General features: G+C 44.2%; 14 protein-coding genes. 6 read left to right on the top strand and 8 right to left on the bottom strand.

The annotated features are described in order from the left end of the window. Positions 1–64: 64 nt before the first annotated feature. Positions 65–1,843, top strand: coding sequence for a sigma-54 interaction domain-containing protein (locus AC1DOK_RS09265; protein ID WP_477553968.1), 1,779 nt, complete (start codon positions 65–67; stop codon positions 1,841–1,843). A 194-nt stretch (positions 1,844–2,037) separates the two neighbouring features. On the opposite strand, the gene AC1DOK_RS09260 is transcribed toward AC1DOK_RS09265, so the two are convergent. After that, positions 2,038–3,021 (bottom strand): ornithine cyclodeaminase family protein, encoded by a 984-nt coding sequence (locus tag AC1DOK_RS09260; protein WP_477553967.1) that lies wholly within the window; start codon positions 3,019–3,021, stop codon positions 2,038–2,040. Positions 3,022–3,039: 18 nt separating this feature from the next. Further along, positions 3,040–4,044 carry a proline racemase family protein gene (locus AC1DOK_RS09255; protein ID WP_477553966.1) on the bottom strand — a complete coding sequence of 335 codons (1,005 nt, stop codon included), beginning with the start codon at positions 4,042–4,044 and terminating at the stop codon, positions 3,040–3,042. Positions 4,045–4,361: 317 nt separating this feature from the next. Here AC1DOK_RS09255 and AC1DOK_RS09250 point away from each other — a divergent pair, with 317 nt between their 5' ends. Together AC1DOK_RS09250 and AC1DOK_RS09245 are read left to right on the top strand one after the other, a co-directional pair. After that, a complete protein-coding gene (locus AC1DOK_RS09250; RefSeq protein ID WP_477553965.1) occupies positions 4,362–5,426 on the top strand; it encodes a M24 family metallopeptidase in 1,065 nt (354 codons plus the stop codon). Positions 5,427–5,584: 158 nt separating this feature from the next. After that, entirely contained in the window at positions 5,585–7,261 is a 1,677-nt protein-coding gene (locus tag AC1DOK_RS09245; protein WP_477553964.1) for a peptide ABC transporter substrate-binding protein, read from the top strand. Positions 7,262–7,336: 75 nt separating this feature from the next. Here AC1DOK_RS09245 and AC1DOK_RS09240 read toward each other — a convergent pair whose 3' ends face one another. From AC1DOK_RS09240 to opp3b, 4 genes are read right to left on the bottom strand one after another with little or no spacing between them, the layout of a single operon-like run. Then, complete coding sequence (locus AC1DOK_RS09240) at positions 7,337–7,783, bottom strand: DUF3899 domain-containing protein (RefSeq protein WP_477553963.1); 447 nt, start codon at positions 7,781–7,783, stop codon at positions 7,337–7,339. Then, positions 7,776–9,749, bottom strand: coding sequence for an ABC transporter ATP-binding protein (locus tag AC1DOK_RS09235; protein WP_477553962.1), 1,974 nt, complete (start codon positions 9,747–9,749; stop codon positions 7,776–7,778). The genes AC1DOK_RS09240 and AC1DOK_RS09235 overlap by 8 nt, the downstream gene beginning before the upstream one ends. Before the next feature lie 11 nt (positions 9,750–9,760). Then, a complete protein-coding gene (gene opp3C, locus AC1DOK_RS09230) occupies positions 9,761–10,720 on the bottom strand; it encodes an oligopeptide ABC transporter permease (RefSeq protein WP_477554123.1) in 960 nt (319 codons plus the stop codon). A 59-nt stretch (positions 10,721–10,779) separates the two neighbouring features. Beyond that, positions 10,780–11,709, bottom strand: a complete 930-nt coding sequence (opp3b, locus tag AC1DOK_RS09225; RefSeq protein WP_477553961.1) for an oligopeptide ABC transporter permease — start codon at positions 11,707–11,709, stop codon at positions 10,780–10,782. 353 nt (positions 11,710–12,062) lie between these two features. Here opp3b and AC1DOK_RS09220 point away from each other — a divergent pair, with 353 nt between their 5' ends. From AC1DOK_RS09220 to AC1DOK_RS09210, 3 genes are read left to right on the top strand one after another with little or no spacing between them, the layout of a single operon-like run. Further along, positions 12,063–12,338, top strand: a complete 276-nt coding sequence (locus tag AC1DOK_RS09220) for a (2Fe-2S)-binding protein (RefSeq protein ID WP_477553960.1) — start codon at positions 12,063–12,065, stop codon at positions 12,336–12,338. A gap of 11 nt (positions 12,339–12,349) precedes the next feature. Further along, positions 12,350–12,682 carry a (2Fe-2S)-binding protein gene (locus tag AC1DOK_RS09215; RefSeq protein ID WP_477554122.1) on the top strand — a complete coding sequence of 111 codons (333 nt, stop codon included), beginning with the start codon at positions 12,350–12,352 and terminating at the stop codon, positions 12,680–12,682. Continuing rightward, entirely contained in the window at positions 12,682–13,953 is a 1,272-nt protein-coding gene (locus AC1DOK_RS09210; RefSeq protein ID WP_477553959.1) for an NAD(P)/FAD-dependent oxidoreductase, read from the top strand. Before AC1DOK_RS09215 ends, AC1DOK_RS09210 begins: the two co-directional genes overlap by 1 nt. A 255-nt stretch (positions 13,954–14,208) precedes the next feature. Here the strand turns inward: AC1DOK_RS09210 and AC1DOK_RS09205 are convergent, their stop codons facing one another. Both AC1DOK_RS09205 and AC1DOK_RS09200 read right to left on the bottom strand, forming a co-directional pair. Then, entirely contained in the window at positions 14,209–17,409 is a 3,201-nt protein-coding gene (locus tag AC1DOK_RS09205; protein ID WP_477553958.1) for a glycosyltransferase family 39 protein, read from the bottom strand. Between the two features lie 401 nt (positions 17,410–17,810). Further along, positions 17,811–21,659: a family 10 glycosylhydrolase gene (locus tag AC1DOK_RS09200; protein ID WP_477553957.1), complete on the bottom strand. Its 3,849-nt coding sequence runs from the start codon at positions 21,657–21,659 to the stop codon at positions 17,811–17,813. Positions 21,660–21,761: the final 102 nt, after the last annotated feature.

Genomic DNA, 21,761 nt, shown 5'->3' with positions numbered 1-21,761 from the left:
TGTGTATAATTAAAGGAAAATATATCCTTTCGAGTGAATTCTAATGTACAGATTAAGGGGGGGGATGACCTTGAAGCACAAAATACCTGCAATCGAAAAACTGATGAACCGATCTTTTTTCATGGCTAAAGACGCAACTATGGCCATAAAGCAGCTAGAAAAGCTCCACCAAAGTCCATCGCTCACCAGCCAGTCTGAAGGCAATGTCTTATTTTTTAAACAGCAGCAGAATATGTATTGTTATTCCGTTACTCAATGGCAGCCCACCCAGGTTCCGCAGAAGACATACTCCGTACAAATCAATCAATCGCTCGAAAACATTCTTCCACTCTTTCATAAATGCCCTTATATTCTCGTAGAAGATGGCGCGGCACCGGTCGGTTACCTGGATGCAGCCGAGTTGCTGAATGCTCTGCATCGAACGCACAGCTATCTTGATGCTTACTTCGAGGCGATGATCGAAACAATGGAAGCATCGGTTACCATGATCGATGAAGATGAGAAAACAATCGTATGGAGCCGAGGAGCAGAGCACATTTTCTCAATTCCAGCTCAAAAAATTATCGGCCAGTCGATCTCAGATTTTTTCCCGATCGATATGCTGCAAACGCTTAAGACTTTAAAAACAGGTGAATCGGTTCTAAGAAAGCAGCATCAGCCGCGGCCGGATTTGTATGTCTTGATCAATGCCAACCCGATACGGCTAAATGGTCGTATTATCGGCTCTGTTGCAACTGAGATGAACATTACAAGCGAGGTGCGGCTGAATCAGGAACTGTTTAATGCAACAGCCAAAGTCCTCCATCTTCAGCAGCAAATGGCTCAGCTTCGTCCATCCAGTGATCCATTCGTACATATCAAGGGCTCCAGTCGAGCCATTAAACAAACCATTGACATGTGCAAGAAAATTGGTTCAACGAAAGCAACTGCACTTATTCTGGGTGAAAGCGGAGTAGGTAAGGAGCTGTTTGCTAAAGCCATTCATGATATTCGGGAGAAGTCCTCCTCACCATTCATTGCCATCAACTGTGGGGCGATTCCTCCTTCCCTTTTTGAAAGCGAGCTATTCGGGTATGAGAGGGGTGCCTTCTCCGGAGCAGATGTTCATGGGAAAAAGGGAAAAATTGAATTGGCTCGCGGCGGAACCTTATTCCTGGATGAAATCGGCGAGATGCCGATTGATATGCAGGTTAAGCTACTGCGTGTTCTCCAGGAACGAAAATACTATCCCGTTGGCGGAACAAAGCAATTAGACGCTGATTTTCGTGTAATCGCTGCAACTAATCGCGATCTCGAAGATATGGTTAAGCTGGGGCAATTCCGTGAGGATTTGTATTATCGGCTGAATGTTGTGACAGTTGAAATTCCTCCGCTGCGCAAGCGCAAGGAGGACATCATTGAGCTGACCCAGACGTTCCTTTATGAATTTGCCTTAAGTTATAATCGTGTCATTCATGAGATGCCACAAAATGTTGTGCTCAGCTTGATGCAATATGATTGGCCGGGCAACATTCGCGAGTTGCGCAATACAATCGAACGATTAGTTGTGTTCGCAGCAGATGGACAGGTCAAGCAGGAATATTTGCCAACCTCGATCTTCTCAAGTAACTATGAGCAGGAGGCTGTGGCAAAATTGGCTCCCCTATTGGAACAGAAACAAGAAGAGGAACCCGCTTACGAAATTCAATCCTTGCAGAAAGAGCTTGATACATATGAGAAAAGCATCATTCTTCGCACCCTGAATCTGGAGAAAGACAATAAGGTGTCCACTGCCAAACGACTAGGCATGTCTCGGGCTACACTCTATAACAAAATGAATAAATTGGGACTGCTGGAAACCTGATTTTCCATACAGCCGTTTTACATATGTAAATAAATTGTTAGACACTCCATAGGATTGAATTTGGGCACTATTCTCCGCTCGCTGTATAAGGATTCATGCAGCACGCTGGAGGCAGTGTCTTTTTTTATTTTTCTGAAATAAGGAAACTAATACCCATAAACAGAAAAAAGCCCTCCATCAAGGAAAGGCTTAGCTTATTCCAGCATAATCGTTTGCCCGATTCCAGCAGCAAGCGCTTTGTCTACGATTTGCTTGGCAACTACGATATCCATTGCAGCCAGTCCTACTGATTTGAAGATCGTAATTTCATCTTCACGCTCTCTACCTGGCTTTTGACCGCATGCCAGCTCGCCAAGCTCACCATATAGATCCTCGGCTTTATAGACTCCTTCTTCTATCGGGATCAGCAGGTCACCGGTTTCATCCAAAGCGCCTTCCGTCGATTCTGTCACAATTTTACTTGCTCTCAGCCACAAATCAGTGGGAAGCTCTTGCATGTGCGGACGAAATGAACCAATGGCATTAATGTGTGCACCTGGCTTGATCGCACTTGAAGACAGTACAGGCTGGGCGGAGTTTGTTGCCGTTACGATGATATCCGCTTCTTCCACAGCGTTATCTGCAGCATCCACTACATCGATATGCACATCATACATCGCAGCCAGCTCGTTAGCCATTTGCTCAGCTTTATCGCGATTTCGATTATATAACCGAATATTTGCAATCGATCTCACAGCCATAATGGCATCAATCGCTCCACGTGCTTGAACACCCGTTCCAACAACACCTAGCGTATTGGCATCCGCTCTAGCCATAAGCCGGGTAGCAAGTCCGGAAGCAGCTCCGGTTCGCAAAGCGGTCAAATGGGAAGCCTCGAGCATAGCCAAAGGCTCAGCAGTTCGAATATCTGCAAGCAGGACAAGACCATATAACGTCTTCTTACCCTGCTCTTTGTTCCGTGGGAAGATCGATACCCACTTCATCCCGATGCTGTCAATGCTTTCAACCATGGCCGGCATAAAAATCGCTGTTCCACCCTGTGACTCTACTGGTAAAAACGTACGAATCGGAACATTAGCACGCTGATTGGAATATTCGCTTAAAGCCAGAGCCACAGCATCAATCGCTTCACTCATGGACATTAGCTGCTTTTGATTACTGGCCGTTAACACGATCATATGAATTAGCCTCCTGTACTATTGAAGTAAAAATCCATCTGCAAGAGGATCAGTCGGGTCTACCACAAATTGATGGAAGCCTGTCAAATGAGCTTGCCCCTCAATGGTCGGAACAATCGCATCGTATTGACCAACCGTAGTTGTTTTGCTGATCCGTGCAATAAATTGACTATCCAGGATGCCCTCATGAACAAATCGATCCGTCATTTTCAAATGTCCACGCTGATATAGAGCTGCAACTCTGGCGCAAGTCCCTGTACCGCATGGAGATCGGTCGATTTGCTTATTGGCAAAAACCGTGATATTGCGAAGATGTGAATCTGCTTTGCGAGGTGAATCTGAAATAATGACTCCATAAATGCCATTAATCTCTTTTTCATGCGGATGCTCGACTACCATCTGCTGCTCAATTGCGGCTTTAATCTCAGCACCCCAGTTCTGAAGAAAGGGCAGTTGTTCAATTTCCGTCCGGACACCTAGATCCTCAGCATTAACGATGGCATAGAACGCACCGCCGTATGCGATATCTGCTGTGAATTGTCTTCCGCCTAACGATAGCGGCACACTGGATGCCAATACGAAAGACGGCACATTTTCAAAGGACACAGATTTCACATTACTGCCTTCACATTTAGCATGGGCGGTGATCAATCCAGCAGGACTGTCAATAACAATCTTCGGGTTCGATCCTTGTACTTTGATCCATCCCGTTTCGATTACAGCAGTAACTACGGCAATAATCCCATGTCCACACATTGTACTGTAGCCCTCATTATGCATAAACAGCACACCAAAATCAGCTTCAGCACTTACTGGGGGTGTAATCACACAACCGTACATTCCATGATGTCCTCTTGGCTCATACATTAGTATTTGGCGGATGTAATCCAGGTTATTGCGAAAATAAGCACGCATTTCCAAGATTGTATCGCCTTTAAGCGGTGGAATTCCTCCGGTAATAATACGCAAGGGCTCTCCACCTGTATGAGCGTCAATTGTCGTAAAAAGCTGATTAAACTTCATCCATACCATCCCTCTCTACGTCAAAAATAATGACTCATCCGTATGTGCAGCAAGAATGATGCCAAGCATCACTGGAGTCTTTTCTTACAAATGTCAAACATTTGATACACGTTTTCCTAATGTATACACTTTAGGCTTTGCGGAGTTATACAGAGCTAAGACAAGCACTGCTTACGAGCTAGGAATATTCTTTAGAAAGCTGCTTGCTACTATTTATTTCAATGGATTGAATTGATGCTTGGCACTCTATTTGCTTAACCCATGAATAAGAACGATTAACAAGCAAGCAATAGATGCTTATTCAAGGAGGAATTCTTTTGACTGAACAATTGAAACAGCTAAGGCAACAAATGGAGCAAGATGGTTTGGAAGGAATATATATCGACAGTGCATCAAATCGTCGTTACCTGACTCGTTTTACAGGGACAGCAGGAGCCGTATTGATCACCATGAGTGAGGCTCTGTTCATTGCTGATTTCCGCTACGTAGAGCAAGCCAAATCGCAAACCACGAATTACGATGTAATTATCGCGACCAGCACGATCTTCGAGCAAGTGATTGCAGAAGTAAAACGTCTGGGTATTCAAAAGCTGGGTATTGAGAAAAACCATCTTTCTCACGGCGCGTTTCTTCAATTTCACGAAAACCTCGGGATCGAGCTCGTTCCTACAAGCGGATTAGTGGAAAAGCTGCGGATGATTAAAACCAATGAAGAAATTGCCATCATACGTCAAGCTGCTTCCATTGCAGATCAAGCCTTCACTCATATTCTCAATTTCATTCAGCCTGGTCGCACAGAGCGGGCTATTGCGCATGAGCTCGAAGCCTTTATGCGTACACTTGGAGCCACGTCAGTTTCCTTCAAAACGATAATTGCATCCGGTATTCGCAGTAGCCTTCCTCATGGTGTTGCCAGTGATAAAGCTTTGGCTAAAGGTGAAATGCTCACTATGGACTTCGGTGCTTATTATGAGGGCTACTGCTCTGATATGACGAGAACCGTTGCCATTAGCGAGCCTAGTGATACGTTCAAGGAAATATACAGCATAGTTCTAGAAGCTGAGACACAGTGTATTGAAAAGCTGAAGCCCGGTGTATCCTGTATGGAAATCGACGAATGGACCCATCAATTCATTGAGAATAAAGGCTATGGCTCCTACTTCGGTCATGGAACCGGCCACGCCATTGGACTCGATATTCATGAGGAGCCGTTCTTTTCCAAGAAATCAACGAGCATTTTGGCCCCTGGCATGATTATGACGATAGAACCAGGTATATACATTCCAGGCTCAGGTGGTGTTAGAATAGAGGATGATGTGCTAATTACAGAAAATGGATACGAAATTTTAACTCATTCTCCAAAAGAATTACTCATTCTCTAAAGGTGGTATAGCTTTTACTATAGACAATGTAAGCGATTTCAATTTCCTTTGAGAAAGGAGGATGAACACCGCATATAAGCGTAAATGTCTATTGAAATCCAAACATAATCCGGGCAGACAATGTTAAAATTCCAAATCAGGAAAGGTGACGATTCCAAATGAAAATAAGAGGGTCTTTCATTATCACATTAATTGTAGCGTTCTCCATGATCTTCGCCGCATGCTCTAACGACAGTAAAGGCAGCAGCTCTCCGATCCCTTCACCGGATCAATCCAGCTCCCCGGCGCCTAGCGACAAAGGCTCGGATAAAAAAACTGAGCAAGTTTTGAACCTGAGTGCAGGTCAAGAAATTACAACACTAGACAGCACAGGTCTGATTGATAATCCAACCATTGGATTGCTGAATAACGTCATGGAAGGTCTGTACCGCCTTGGAAAAGACAATAAACCAATTCCCGGGATCGCTAAATCGCATGAGCTGAGCAGCGATGGCAAAACTTATACATTTGAGCTTCGTGAAGACGCCAAGTGGAGCGACGGTTCTCCCGTTACGGCAAATGACTTTGAATTCGCTTGGAAAAAAGCGCTTAGCGCTGAGACCATGTCTCCATTCTCCTTCTTCTTCGATGACATCGTAAATGGCCGTGAAATTCGCGCCAAAAAAGCTGAAGTGAGTACACTTGGAATTAAAGTACTGAGCGATCACAAATTAGAAGTCGTTCTTTCCAAGCCTGTTCCTTACTTCCTGGATCTGCTTACAACACCTGTTTTCTATCCGCAAAACAAAGCCTTCGTAGAAAAACAAGGATCGAAATATGGCTTGGAAGCCAATACCGTATTGTTCAGCGGTCCATTCTTGATTGAAAGCTGGAAGCATGAAGAAGGATGGGTATTGAAAAAGAACCCTAATTACTGGGGGACAAAGGATGTTCAGCTTGAAACAATCAACTTCAAGGTAGTTAAAGATGTTGGAACTCGGATGAATCTATACGAAGCTGGCCAAATTGATGTAACCGCTCTTTCCTCCGAGTATGTAGAGCAGTACAAAAACAGCAAGGAATATATCACTAATTTAGATCCAGGTATGCGTTATATTGATTTTAACCACACAAATAAATATCTGAAAAATAAAAATATTAGACTTGCGTTAGTATCTGCATGGAACAAGCAGGATATGGTTAATATCGTATTGAATGACGGCTCCATTCCTGCTAACTACGTCGTGCCAAAGGGCTTTGTATTCGGTCCGGACGGCAAGGATTTCCGTGACAAATACGATGGCTTCAACAAAGTAACGCTGGATCAAGCGAAAGAACTATGGGCCAAAGGCTTGGAAGAGCTTGGCGAGAAAGCAATCAGCCTCGAGCTGCTGAACTATGAAGGTGACCTGTCCAAAACAATCGGTCAGTACATCAAAAACCAATTGGAAAAAAACCTTCCAGGCTTAACTGTTACAATTAACCAACAGCCTCAAAAACAAAAGCTAGCTTTGATGGACAATTTGAAATATGAATTTGTCTCCTCTGGCTGGGGCCCGGACTATCCAGATCCGCTGACATTCCTGGAGAACTACACATCGGATTCTCCTTACAACTGGTCTGGCTACAACAATCCTAAATATGACGAGCTGATCAACAAAGCGAAAAACAACACAGACTTGGCAGAGCGCTGGAAAGACCTGCAAGAAGCTGAGCGTCTGCTGTTCGAGGAAGATGTTGTATTGATGCCAATGTATCAAGAAGGCAGAGCCTTACTGATCAAAGAAAAGCTGAAAGGCTATGTGACTCATCCGTTCGGTGTTTATGTCAGCTACATGTGGGCTCATATTGAGTAATTGAGTAATCGTTTCTTCTACCTATAAACATCACAAAGAAACTGGCTGAGATGGAAGCCAGTTTCTTTGTGATCTTTACATAAACAATGCTGCCGCATAGCACAGAACAAACAGCACAATGCCCGCAATCAGCAGTGGATAAGTGAACCGATTTCGAGAGATTCGGGCAGGTCTTGTCGTATGCGATACGAGAGTCATTGGATAGCCAGTCGATCCCATCGAATCGAACGAGGGGCGATCGGATCCTCGGCGAATCTCCTTCTCCTGTTCCTCCACATATGCGGCTACCTTGTCCGTACGACTATAAAATTTCTTAAAGGTATGAATAAAGCCATCAAACATGCCTCCCTGCAGCACCCATAAGCCAGCTCCTGCTGTAATCAGCAGGAGCGCTAGCAAAGTTGCTGTATCAACAAATGAGAGCAGGAAAAGCGCCTGAGTTAAAAGCGCAAGTACGAATGAAATGATTATAGTACTGATCAGAATAAGAAATGTGATCCGCGAGGCTGACAGGCTACGCATGATTTTGTTTCAATGCAGAGATATGCTCATCTGGCCTACATACCACCCAATGCCCTGGTTTTACTTCACGAAACTCCCGCTGATCCTCATCACGGCGATACCGCTCTTGATCGAATACGATTCGTTGACGCTTACGTTCCACCTGCGGATCAGACTGTGGAATCGCTGACAGTAGTGATTGGGTATAGGGATGGAGCGGATTATCATACAATTCAGCACTATCGGCCAGCTCGACTATTTTCCCCTTGTACATCACACCAATCCGATCACTAATATGCTTAACCATCGAAAGATCATGGGCAATAAACAAATAAGTAAGCCCCTTCTCCTTCTGCAGCTTCTTCAACAGATTAACAATTTGGGCCTGCACTGATACATCCAGAGCCGAGATCGGCTCATCTGCAATAATGAACTCCGGATTTACAGCCAATGCGCGTGCAATTCCAATTCGTTGACGCTGGCCGCCGCTGAATTCATGCGGGTAACGATTCGCATGCTCGCGATTAAGACCAACGGTTTCAAGCAGCTCGTAAATTTGCTTCATCCGTTCCTGCGACGTTGAGGTCAAGCCATGAATATCAAGGCCTTCTGCAATGATATCAGCGACCGTCATTCTTGGATTAAGAGCCGAATAAGGATCTTGGAAAATCATCTGCATATGACGGTTGACCTGCTCTCTTCTCTCCTTTGCCTTCAAGCTGTGAACGTCCTTCCCATGATATAGAACCTGGCCTTCTGTCGCATCATACAAACCGATGATCGTACGACCCGTTGTGGATTTGCCACAGCCCGATTCGCCAACCAAACCAAAGGTTTCTCCCTTGAAAATTTCGAAGGACAGACCATCCACAGCATGCTGCAGCTGTCCTTTTCCAACCTTGAAGGTTTTACGTAATTCGCATATTTCCAGCAGCTTTTCCTTCCGATCTCCTTTATCCTTATTAGATGACTCCTTCCCATCGGCAGGATGCAAATTAGGTCTGGTTATTACTGGAGCATCTTCATGCAACAGCCAGGTCGCTGCGTAATGAGTGTCTGATATTTTGAACATAGGAGGCTCTTCCATATAGTCAATTTTAAGTGCAAATTGATTTCGACTGGCGAAAGCATCCCCTTGCGGCAAGCTGGCCATGTTCGGAGGAGCTCCCGGGATCGAATAGAGCATCTCGCTCTTCCTCTCCAGACTAGGCATAGAGCCAAGCAATCCCCAAGTATATGGATGACGCGGATCATAGAAAATATCGTCTACGGTACCCTGCTCGATCATTCGTCCGGCATACATCACGATTACTCGATTAGCCATATTGGCAACGACTCCTAAATCATGTGTGATAAAAATAATGGACATCCCGAACTGTTTTTGCAAACTTTTGAGCAAATCCAGAATTTGAGCTTGAATCGTAACGTCCAATGCGGTTGTTGGCTCATCTGCAATTAGAATCTTCGGCTTACACGCCAGAGCTATAGCAATAGCTACCCGTTGACGCATACCTCCAGAAAATTGATGCGGATACTGCTTGATACGCAATTCTGGACTATGAATACCGACCAGATCCAGCAGTTCGATCGCCATGTGGCGTGATTTTGCTTTGCTTACACGTTGATGCTTTCGAATACACTCCATAATCTGATTACCGATCGTCATGGTAGGATTGAGGGAAGTCATTGGATCCTGCGAAATAATTGAAATTTCCGAGCCGCGGATCGAACGCATTTGCTTCTCCGACAGCTTTAGCAAATCCTGATCTCCAAAAAGAATCTCTCCTTGCTTGATTTTGCCGATGGATGGATTGATCAGCTGCATAATGCTTTTGACCGTAACGGATTTGCCTGATCCAGACTCTCCAACAATCGCCAGCGTCTCTCCTTTGTACAAATCAAAGGTAACGCCTCGCACCGCCTGCACTTCCCCGCCATACGTCTGGAAGGAAACATGCATATTTTTGACTTCAAGTATTTTTTCCATCGTGTTTCCTCCTATCTGCGCATTTTGGGATCCAGTGCATCCCTTAAACCATCACCAAGCAGGTTAAAGCTAATCATAATCAAGCTGATTACGATGGATGATTCGATCATCATGTGTGGATTGATGCGCATCATTTTGAACCCGTCATTGACCAGTGTTCCCAGTGAAGCAATCGGCGGCTGCAGGCCCAAGCCGATAAAGCTCAGGAAGGCCTCTGTGAAGATGGCCCCCGGAATCGTAAACATCGAAGTTACGACGATTGGACCAAATGTATTCGGAATCAGATGCTTCCAAAGCAGACGGCGATCCTTGGCTCCCAGTGTTCGAGCTGCCAGCACGTATTCCTGGTTTTTGAGCTTCAAAATTTGTCCGCGGACAATCCGCGCCATACCAACCCAGCCTGTTATGACCATCGCCAGTGTAATCGAAATTATCCCGGGCTTAAGTACAAGGATCAGCAAGATGATGACGATCAAGCTTGGAATTCCTACTAATACTTCGATAATCCGCTGCATAATATTATCGACTCGGCCTCCATAGAAGGCGGATATTCCTCCATAGGCGACACCTAGTATCAGGTCAATAGTTGCAGCTAATAATGCGATATATAATGAAATGCGAGTACCTTGCCACACACGAGTCCACAAGTCCCGACCCAGCTCATCCGTACCGAACCAAAAGTAGTCAGTGACTCCTTTTTTAGCGTATTGGTCAACGCCATGAATATCTTTTCCACTAAACCCAAGCCATGGAATATTCTCCAGCACTGGCACCTTGGGCGGCATTTTGGCGCGCTGTAAATTTTGATCATCAAAACCGAACTTCGTCATATAGGGCCCGACAATTGCCATAATCACCAGAAGGATGATAATAATAAACCCAGTTAATGCTCCTTTATTTTTACGAAATCGCTTCCAAGTATCCTGCCAATAAGTAAGTGGAGGAGCGTCCGAGATGTGATCCGGGTTCATTTGGTCCGACTCTGCTAGAACGAGCCATTCTTTTCTTTGCTGCGTTGTAATATTCGTATTCATCCTTGCTTCCCTCCAGTTAGACGTATTCTTGGATCCACGATGCCATACAGTAAATCAACGACAAGCACGACTCCAATAAAGAGTGCTGCATAGAAAAGCGTTGTCCCCATAATGACCGGATAATCATTCGTAGTAATCGATTGTGTGAACTGCTCGCCCAGACCTGGAATACTGAAAATCCTTTCAATTACAAGAGAGCCCGTCATCAAATTAATGGTCATAGGTCCGAGCAGCGTAAGAATCGGAATCATTGCATTGCGAAGCCCGTGCTTGATTAGAATAGCTACGTTGCCCAATCCTTTGGCTCTTGCTGTAATAATGTAATCCTGTCCCAAAACCTCAATCATTTCGGTACGCATAAAGCGAGCGATCGTGGCTATAACAAATACAGCCATCGAAATCGTTGGAAGAATGGTATATTTGAAGCCATCCCAAAAGGCAATTGGAAGCCATTGCAGCTTCACCCCCACCCAGTACTGCAGTAATCCGGCAAATACGAAGGAAGGAATCGAAACACCGATCACCGAGAATACCATAGCCCCGTAATCGATTGAGCTATTGTGCTTTATCGCAGCTAGCATTCCAAGCAATAATCCAAGGATAGTTCCAATCACGAGAGACTGGCCACCAAGTATAGCAGAAGCACCAATTCGCTCCGAGATAATCTTCGTAACAGGTCTTCCGTCAAACTGAAAGGACTGTCCAAGATCCCCTTTTAGAATATTGGACATGTATTGAATGTAACGCATAGCAACTGGCTTATCTAAGCCGTACTTCTCATAGAGGTTTTGCTTCTGCACTGGTGTCATCTTCTGATCATTAAATGGTGAGCCTGGCAAGGTTTGCATCAGGAAAAAGGTTAGTGTGGCAACTATCAGAAAAGTCACGATCATATAGCCGATACGTCCAAAAATATAACGAGCCATACTCTACCTCCTATCACATATTTAAGCATTCCGTACACGCCCTATGAATGGAAGGGCTTTCAAGAATTTCAAACCTCAGCTTTGCTGAGCATGGCATGCTTGCATATGATTTCAGCAATTATCATGCCAGATGGAGGATAATGACTGAATTTCTTTTAGAAACCTGAGGTGAATACTACGCTTGGTCTGAGGATTCCGTCACTTGACCGGGTATATTTGACATTCGTATACAGTCTGATTTGGCACTGTATAGGTTCATTGACATCTGTCACTCAAAACTAGCAGCCAAAGTTGGCACGGTATTTGCTAGATTAGTGGGAAACCCCTAACATGAACCTCAAAGGAGGACCATTATGAGCCAGTCGACGGAGATTATATGTCGCTGTGAAGAAATTTCACTTCAGCAGTTGGTAGATACTGCTGTTCAATATCAATGCTCGTCAAGAGAGCTGAAGCTGCGTACCCGTGCAGGAATGGGCTACTGCGGAGGAAGGACCTGTCGAGTGCTTGTTGACCAAATCGCCCAGCTGGCAAGTGGTCGTGAAATGCCAGCCGACCTGCCGCTTAGAGTTCAGCCGCCTGTTCGTCCGATCCCCTTTCATACCACTCAAGGAGGTGACGCAGATTGATCAAGCCGCGTATAGCGCAGCGACTGGAGGCGCATCCCATTCTGGGCCCCCTCGTTCTCGGAAAGCCCCAGTGCTTTCAATTTGACGGCGAGCCGCTGGAAGCCAGGGAAGGCGAGACAATTGCAGCAGCACTGCTAGCCTATGGAATAAGAACCTTGCGTGTACAAGAGGAGCATGGTACACCACGAGGAATTTACTGCAACATTGGACATTGCTTCGAATGCCGCGTTACGGTTGACGGACTTGAAGGACAACGAGCCTGTCTGACAATCGTACGGGACGGTATGAAGGTGCAATCAGGCAAAGCGCTGCCTACCCCATTCAAGAAAGGAGATCATTCCTGATGGTGGATGTCATCGTTATCGGCGCTGGACCCGCCGGACTATGTGCGGCCATTGCTTGTGCAGAGCATGGCTTGCGAGTGAAGGTGCTGGATGAATTTGTCCGTCCGGGTGGAAGGCTTCTTGGACAGCTGCATCAGGAGCCGGATGGAGAATGGTGGAACGGGATATCAGAAGCGAAAAAGCTGGAGGATCGTGCCCATTCATTAGGAGTAGAGATCGAAATGGGCATTTCCGTGTACGATATCGTGCATTGCGAGGAAGGCTGGCAAGTCTACGCCGGCTCACAGGTTTGGCAGACCCCTGCGCTGCTATTGGCAACGGGAGCCGCTGAAATCGCTTCACCCATCCCGGGCTGGACACTGCCTGGTGTCATGTCGATTGGCGCCGCACAGGTCATGACGAATGTGCACCGCGTGCCGGTCGGCAAGCGTGGCATCATCGTCGGAATCAATGTGCTGTCGATGGCTATCGCAAGAGAGCTTCAGCTCGCTGGAATCGAGGTGGCAGCCATGGTTCTGCCAGCGGCCAGCATGCTGAATCAGCAAACCGGCAGTCCACGTCATGTTATGGATGCGATGCTGCGGCTGGCACATCTGGCCCCTTCTCCACTGCTGCGATTCGGAGCAAAGCTCATGCGCAATCCCGCTATAAAGAAGCTGGGGCATCGCTTCTATCCGAAGCGCGGCATGCGCATATGGGGAATCCCGATTCAGCTTCGCCTAGCTGCTGTTGATGTAGAAGGAAATGGCCAGGTAGAACGGGTCCAAATTGCGGATGTAGATGCAGATGGCCAAGTAAAGGCGGGATCGATCCGATCTCTGGATGTCGATTTCGTATGCATCTCTGGCGGACTTTATCCGCTGGCAGAGCTGGCAGCAGTGGCGGGTTGTCCATTCCGCTACATTCCCGAGCTCGGCGGACATGTACCTGTACACAATGAGCAAATGGAAACACCCATAAGCGGCTTGTATGTGGCTGGCAATATCACTGGCATCGAGAGTGCTAAGATTGCCTTGGCCCAAGGAACGGTGGCTGGACTGTCGATTGCGAGGCAACTGCTTTCGAAACGTATTAAGCCATATACCAATACAGCCCCTTCAACAAATGCTGATCTTGCAAAGCTAGATCATTTGCTGCAGACAGCCATGCAAAAGGTTCATCGAGTTAGGTCTGCTGCCGTGTTGCAATTCCACCCTCAGGTCGAGGCTGGAAGACAGCAAATGACAGAGCACTGGCTATCAACATCAAACCGATCAAACCAATCAAGCTAACCCTGCATCCAAAAGAGCATGCTTGAGGATGAGTGGTTTGCACGGAATTCCAAGTCATTGTAGATCGCCATAAGCATAACAAAAAGGCTTCCCGGGTCAACAACTGGCCCTATGGGACGCCTTTATTTGAATTCGATTATAGCTAGCTCAAGTGGATTTTTAACAACAACCTTTCGCAGCTTTATATCTTCCCAATTAGCCCACACATCAGGGACATGATTCATCCATTATAGAACAGCTTGCGGTTGAAATTGACTAGAAGAAATTCCATGTTGGCAGCCAGCGCAGCCAGTTTGCAGAATAGCTTGAATCGATGACCATGCCAGATAGAATCGGATAGAACATCAGGAATAACAGGAATACAGCAGCTAAGTAGCCCCAAGCAATCCATTTCAGCTCTTTGCTCTTGTCCATCCAATTGCCAATAAAGTACGCAAGCATTAAGGCCAAGAACGGAACTATTGCAAAATAGTGATAAATGAAGGTCAATCTCGGAACACCGACCCATGGCAGGTATTGGGAGGCGCAAGCAATCAATAGTACGATAAGCTCACGCTTTTTATATTTGATTGCACAATAAATCGTTGCAAACAAGGCGACAAGTCCTCCCCACCATACAAGCGGGTTACCAAATGACACAATCGACGATATTTTGCCTTGAGGTAAGAACTGTCCTGAGTAATACCAGATCGGTGTCACCATAAACGGCCACTCATACCAAGGCGAACCAAATGGATGAGTTGCGACCAGCTTGCTATGATAGCTAAACATGTGTTCCTGATACGTAATCACGTTCTTCAGCCCATGCCCTTCTCCAGGAACCATCATAAATGGTATATAGGATAGGACATAGATCGTTACAGGAATCGCTATATAGAACAACAGACACCAGGCTAATGTCGCAATGGTCGGGCGCCAGTAGGTGCTTGCTACTTTCTCCAAATAACTGCGTTCTTCCGTCGATAGTTCGATGGGTGCTTCAACAGATTTATCTTCACTGATTGAACCATCAGTTGAAGGGTTATCCTCACTCGATTGCTCTAAGCTATTTAACAGCTGCTTAGCCTGTCGATGCTCTATATAGCGTTCGATCAACACAATCAGCAGAATCAAAGCCAATCCTACTCCACCGTATAATACGATCCACTTGGAAGCAACTCCTATTCCGAAGAAAAGACCCGCAAGCCCTAATGGAATTAATGTTTTGCGTAAGCCGTCCCGATAAAAGTTCGTTGACCAGTATCGATACATGAAATAGAACATCAAGATGATGAAAAATACGCCATATACGTCAATCGTTGCAATTCGTGTCTGTGCAAAATGCATAAAATCAAACGTAAATAAGAAGGAAGCGATAAAGCCATAACGGGATTTGCCAAATAGCCTCTTTCCGAACATATACATAATAGGAACCATCGCAATTCCAAACAACGTTCCTACAATCCGCCAGCCAAAAGGATTCATTCCAAATAGCGCGATTCCGATTGAAATAAATATTTTGCCTAGTGGTGGATGTGTATTCTCATAGGGTTCAATCTGATGCAGATGCTCGTAAGCTGTCCGTGCATGGTAGATTTCATCAAAGTAGGTACCATTCATATAAGTTGGTGAATATGGTACGATGCTTTGCTCATCGATCAGATTGTCTACCTTGCCAAGGTCATCTGCATTCAGATGGATAGCCTGCAGTTGTTCAACAGGCAGCGGCTTGTCAGACTGACCATCAAAAAAAGCGATCTCATGCAGTGTGAAGCCCTGCTCCTTCACTTCCAACTTGACATACCTCGCATCTACATTCGGTGTCAGAACATTCCATGTAAATACTTTTGTATGATTAGAATCAACTTCAGGCAAATCAGTCCAGGTTTTTCCATCATTCGAATACGAATAGGTATATTTCCCATGGCCTACCCCTGCGTACGTATGTAATCGTTCAAGCTTCACCTTGGAGCCAAGATCAAAGACAATCGCTTCGCCAGAAACAGCCGGTTTCCAGTACGTCTCAGGCGCTTCATGCGCTCCTAAATTAATAAATGCAAATACACTATAGACGAGAGTTAAACTCATCGATAACAGCCAGTCTTTCTTGGTAAATCGTTTTGATCGATCTGACTTGGGTTTTGCTAAAGGCAACAAGGCTTTATTGGCAAGCTTAGCTTCGTTCTTATCAGACCTCGACTTAGTTGTGATGTTTTTATTCTCTACAGACGAGTTCATTGCTAACGGATTATAAAGCTGCCATCCAAGCCACGCACCATATACGAGCAATATAACTTGCAGCGCTGAAATGATCAGCATCAGCACATCCCATTGCGGAACCCAAGGTATCCCTTGCCACACAAGCTTAAGCACATAAGCGATATTAACGAAATGTGTAAAGGAAAACAATGCAAACAAGCCTAATATTCGCCTATCACGGAGATAGATGTAACTCATCAGAAGCGGCAGCAAGGCATAGAAAAAGTAGCGTTCATGCATTTTGACCGTAAACATGAATACCGCGGCCAAGAATAAGAACGAGAAATAGAAAGCTGCGCCCTTCCGATCGATACTTTTGAAATATAAATAGAAGCAATAAATCGAAGAAACGATCATCAGCATGAAGCCCCAGGCTTGATACGAAATTAACTTACCGTTCAACTCGATGAAATTACCGCCTAACAGCGCTATAAAATTAAAAGCATTAAGCGAGCCGTATGGATAAGATGCTAATGTTGTAAAGTAGAGTTTAAAAACCCATCCTACGCCATTCGTTAGAATGCCAAATGGCAATAATAATACGAGAACCGTTCCGACGCCAGAGAGTATGGACTGCCACAGTACGCGAAAGCTTTGAGTCCGAAGAACAGCAATAAGTAAGAATGGCCCAAATAAAAGACCTTGAGGCTTAAGCATGATACCAACTGCTAATACGACCGCAGCTAGCGATAACCTTCCTCGCTGCAGGAACAATAAATAGACAGCAATAACGAGCATGAAGAACGAATCAACTTGTCCCCATACTGTAGAATTAATCAGTATTGCTGGATTGAGCACATATAGTGCGGCAATCATTACCGCTATTGTTGGTTTGAGGTATCTAACCCCAACAAGATAAAGCAGATAACCTGTAATCACATCCGCGAGCATTGCAGGCATCTTCAGTAAAATAAGCATCGCAGGGCTATCCAAGCTTATTCCCAGCATGTCTCTAATCGCTGCAATGATATAAAGGACATACATATATCCAGGTGGATAATCAAGGAACATGTCAGTCCCATATAACTGATTAAGACCTCCTGAATAAGCTGTCTCCGCCCAAGCGATAAAGGTTTGGATATCGGCTTCATATCCGGTCCAGATAGGTGCAATATAGAGTCGAACTGCCAGCCCGATAAATAATAATATCCATAACAATGGCGTAAATCGGATATTATTCCGAGTCGTCTTATGTAAAGGTTTTATATATCTAGCCAAAAGCTTAACCACTCCTATATTTTTGTCATTACTTCTACAACCATTTTATGCTACTTTATTCAGAACTGGCAACTATCATCGTGTACAAAAATCCCCTTTAAGTCAACTTTAGTGTTCTTTATCGAACACCGTCTGCTTAAAGGGGATATTTTATGTGGCTCTAAATCATAATAAGTGCTTGCTAAAAACAGAAGCCTAAGCAGAAGGTAGCGTAGAGGACGGAATTGTCCTGGAGAAGCAAAGCGTTCGCCTTTGCCACCGGATTTCTACCGCTGTTAGCGGTATATGATCAAGAAATCTGGGGGCAACAGCGATCGTAAGGACAATCCGTCCGCGTAGCGGTCATCCATCGACACGACTCCATTTGTTCAAGCACTGATTTTGGTGTTGAGCCTTTTATGTTAGTTCTTATTCGCTACGATTAGTTCAAAGCTTGCAGTCAAATTCTTATATTTCGCAGTAATAGTTGTTTTACCTTCCTTAATTGCATGTATGAGTCCATTTTTATCAATTGTCGCAATTTTTTCCTTGCTGCTAGCTAGTTTAACTTTATTATTTATTGCAAATGATTCTGTGCGATCAATATAGATCGCCTGAAGTTGCACTTGTAAAGTATCACCTGTAAGTAAGGAAGTTAGGTTCGAGAATTCAATCCATTCTATCGTATTCGGATCGTCACTTTTATTAATCACAATAAGTTCATAACTTGTGAATAGATTCTTGTAATTCGCAGTGATGGTTGTTTTACCAGCTTTTTTCGCTTTAATGATTCCCTTCTTATCAATAGTAGCGACTTTATCGTTGCTGCTTGTTAATTTAACATCACTTTTTATATCCACAGGTTCTGTATGATCTTCATTGATCGCTAGAAGCTGCACTATTAAAGACTGACCTACTTTTAAGGCGGACATGTTCTCGAACTCAATTCTCGGCACCTTCTCAAACTCTTTCACTTCGACGGTTATCGTCTCAGGATTGCTTTCATTATGAAGCCTGTCGACTGCCGTAATGAGATAAGTATATGTCTTCGATAGTTCTACCGTCTTATCCTCGAATCGTTGATCTTCACCAGCTGCTCTACTAACCTTCGTTAAAATATGAGCAGGATTTGTTACATCAGGTGCAATGGTACCTTCACTACGATAAATAACATAATAAGATGTATCATCCTGTGATTCATTCCAGCTTAATTTCAATCCTGAACTGCCTACTTTGCCCATTAAATCCTGAGGTGGATTCAGCAGATTGTGACTGAGCCAATTCATCTGAGGTACTAATGCAGGGTATTGATATAAAGAATCTTGAAGCTTATCTTTAAATCCTAATGGATTGGAGCGAATGCTATCCGTTGAGAAAAAGATACTGCCCTTCACATTATTATAATTACGATTAAATGTAACTTGGTTAGGCATTTGATCAGGATCCAACCAGTTTGGATCATTAGATCCGATTCGATAAGCGCCGTGCCCAACATATAAATGCACATTCTTTCCTTCTACTTGCTTAGCCCACCAATCGACCAAATTCTCATATGCGGCAGGACCATAATTGAAATACCAGTAAATTTGCGGTGTAACATAATCAATCCATTCTTCTTGAATCCATTTGCGAGTATCGTTATAAATGGCGCTATAACTTTCCGTCCCATTCGTATCCGAGCCGTTCGGATCAGATGATTTATTTCTCCAAATACCAAATGGGCTAATTCCGAATTTAACATATGGCTTTGCCTTTTTAATTTCTATCGACAAATCCTGAATTAGCGTATCTACGTTATTACGACGCCAATTATCTAATGTCATACCTTGCCCGTATTTAGCAAAGGATTCACTGTCCGGAAATGCAACACCTGCTACAGGATAAGGATAGAAATAATCGTCAAAGTGGACAGCGTCAATATCGTATTTATTAACGACTTCCATAATGCCGTTGATGATGTATTCCTGTGTTTCTGGGATGCCTGGATCCATGATCAGCCTACCACCGTACGCGTGCAACCAATCTTGATGTTGCCTAAGCGGATGTTCGGGAATCAAGCTATTGATATCTGGTTCCATGCTAGCACGATAAGGATTAAACCATGCATGAAATTCGATATTTCTTTTGTGAGACTCTTCAATCATAAAGGCGAGTGGATCATAACCAGGATCTTGACCCTGCTTTCCTGTCAACCATTTGGACCATGGTGCATATTCAGACGGATAGAACGCATCTGCAGCTGGCTTGACTTGCATAATGATGGCATTTATACCCGTAGCTTGCAATTCGTCCAGCATGGCAATATATTCGGCTTGTTGCTTATCCTTATCAAAGGGTCCCTTGGATGGCCAGTCAATGTTCTCAACCGTTGCGACCCAAGTTGCACGCATCTCTTGTTTTGGAATAGCAACCGATTCTTTATTTACTACCAACACATAACTGTGTGTTTTACCTTGGAAAGAAGCGGTGATCATGGTTGCACCTACGCTTAGTGCTCTTACTTGTCCGCCTGGCCCTATTTCTGCTACTGCTTTTTTACTACTGGTAAATGCAGCATTCTGTGTGATATCAGTGGTGTGGCTTGGCTGATCAAGTACATTATAATAGGCTGTCACTGTAGCTTGTTGTTCACTGCCTATTGTCATCGCCGAGAGTCCCGAGAGTTCAATTTTATCAAGAACTGGAATAGGTTCTGTAACGGTTAATGAATAGGAAGCATCTTTTCCTTGATAACTTGCTGTAATGATCGCATCACCTACATCTAAGCCCTTCACTATACCTCCATGTTGAATATCAATATTTTGAGATGAAGAGCTAATAACTGCTTCGCCCGTCACATTGATTTTATTCGGATAATTCGAGTATCTAGCAAACACTTTGACTTCACCTGTTCTTCCTTTCTCAATTGTTAAAGGACCAATCATTTCAATTGATTCAAGCGGAGCGTCGTCTACACTTACCATAAGTTCGAATAAGGCGGGTTGTGCATTTTGATACAGAGCAACTATGGTCGTTTGACCAGCCTTATGAGAAATAACCTGCCCAGAATCATCAATTGAGGCGACCTCGGGATTACTGCTTAAAAAAGTAACTCCGCTTCCTACTTGTTCGGGTGCTACACTACCATTTTGAGTAATATAGACCTGAGCTTGTTTGCTCTCCCCAACTTTCATTGGTGTTAAACCCTCAATATCGACACTGAAAATATCCGTATTGTTATAGAAAGCACTAAATCGATCAAAATACAGTACACCTGCGTTTTTATTGTCATTCTTCGTTTCTACCAGATATAAATCCATGATTTTAAAAGGCCCCACTTGGTTGGAAGGCATTGAAGCCGTAACATATTTCCAGCCAGACCAAGTAAAATTAGAGCTTGTTGTAAAATCAATAGTGAAAGAACCACCCGTGTTATTTCTCAACCTTGCCCGAAACCAATGGGCATTCTGATCACCATATACCCATACGCCAAGCTTAGTCGGATTACCCTCTAATCTGCGATCAAGGGCTCCTGTAGCAAGATCTCGTAAACTGACATATGCAGCTGAAGTTCCTGTTGTTCCAGACATATCATATGTAAACTTGGCCGCATGCTCCCCATATACAACTGGGTCAGGCCTTGAAGATAATTGTACATTTGCAGATTTACTGTTAATAATGCCAGTTGTTAAAATGGTTTTACCATTCTGAGTCATCGATTCAAAGTCTTCTAATACGACACCAACCTTGCCTACTAATACAAGACTACGAGCTTCTAATTCTCCGTATTTGGCTGTGACATAGCCGTATTCAACACTTCCAAGTATACCGCCAGCAGTCAGTTCTCCCACTTGACTAATTTGACCAATCTGAGGGTCAGCAGTCCAAGCTACACCTTCAGTAAGAGGGATTTCATTACCGCCTTCATCAAATGCTTTTACTTGAAATGGTTGCACAGCACCTGGATTCATCATAAGTGTGTTATTCGCGATTTCAATGCGTTTGACATCAACTACTGCTAAATTTTCAATATCTAACTTCTCTTCTTCATTAACAATCTCATCGACTGGTGCCTCATCTTCAGGATTATTACTTGGTTCATTATTTAATTCATCTTCGTTGTTTGTTGGTAAGTTCTCTTGTTCAGAATTCGGCACATCTGATTCGCTTACAGAGAACCCTGTTTTATATTCGGAAGCGCTTACAAATGTACTAGTCCAAGTACTAAATAACAGAAGAATAACCAGCATAATTGCAATTCTCTTTGTATAATACCGATGAATACCTATCAATTTAATCACTCCCGATTCATTATTGTCAGTTCAATTATTCTGACATCAAGAAATTTGCTCTGAAACCACCTCCTTGAAAAAATAATATTCTGTTAATTAAAC

Source organism: Paenibacillus sp. P5_B5 (assembly GCF_056400365.1).
Note: the sequence above shows the minus strand (reverse complement) of the source record. Positions and strands in the feature narration are given on the sequence as shown.

Coding starts and splice junctions, on each gene's coding strand:
- AC1DOK_RS09265 (WP_477553968.1), top strand. CDS start 65: ATGACCTTGAAGCACAAAATACCTGCAATCGAAAAACTGATGAACCGA.
- AC1DOK_RS09255 (WP_477553966.1), bottom strand. CDS start 4,044: ATGAAGTTTAATCAGCTTTTTACGACAATTGACGCTCATACAGGTGGA.
- AC1DOK_RS09235 (WP_477553962.1), bottom strand. CDS start 9,749: ATGGAAAAAATACTTGAAGTCAAAAATATGCATGTTTCCTTCCAGACG.
- AC1DOK_RS09260 (WP_477553967.1), bottom strand. CDS start 3,021: ATGATCGTGTTAACGGCCAGTAATCAAAAGCAGCTAATGTCCATGAGT.
- AC1DOK_RS09245 (WP_477553964.1), top strand. CDS start 5,585: ATGAAAATAAGAGGGTCTTTCATTATCACATTAATTGTAGCGTTCTCC.
- AC1DOK_RS09210 (WP_477553959.1), top strand. CDS start 12,682: ATGGTGGATGTCATCGTTATCGGCGCTGGACCCGCCGGACTATGTGCG.
- AC1DOK_RS09220 (WP_477553960.1), top strand. CDS start 12,063: ATGAGCCAGTCGACGGAGATTATATGTCGCTGTGAAGAAATTTCACTT.
- opp3C (WP_477554123.1), bottom strand. CDS start 10,720: ATGAACCCGGATCACATCTCGGACGCTCCTCCACTTACTTATTGGCAG.
- opp3b (WP_477553961.1), bottom strand. CDS start 11,709: ATGGCTCGTTATATTTTTGGACGTATCGGCTATATGATCGTGACTTTT.
- AC1DOK_RS09240 (WP_477553963.1), bottom strand. CDS start 7,783: ATGCGTAGCCTGTCAGCCTCGCGGATCACATTTCTTATTCTGATCAGT.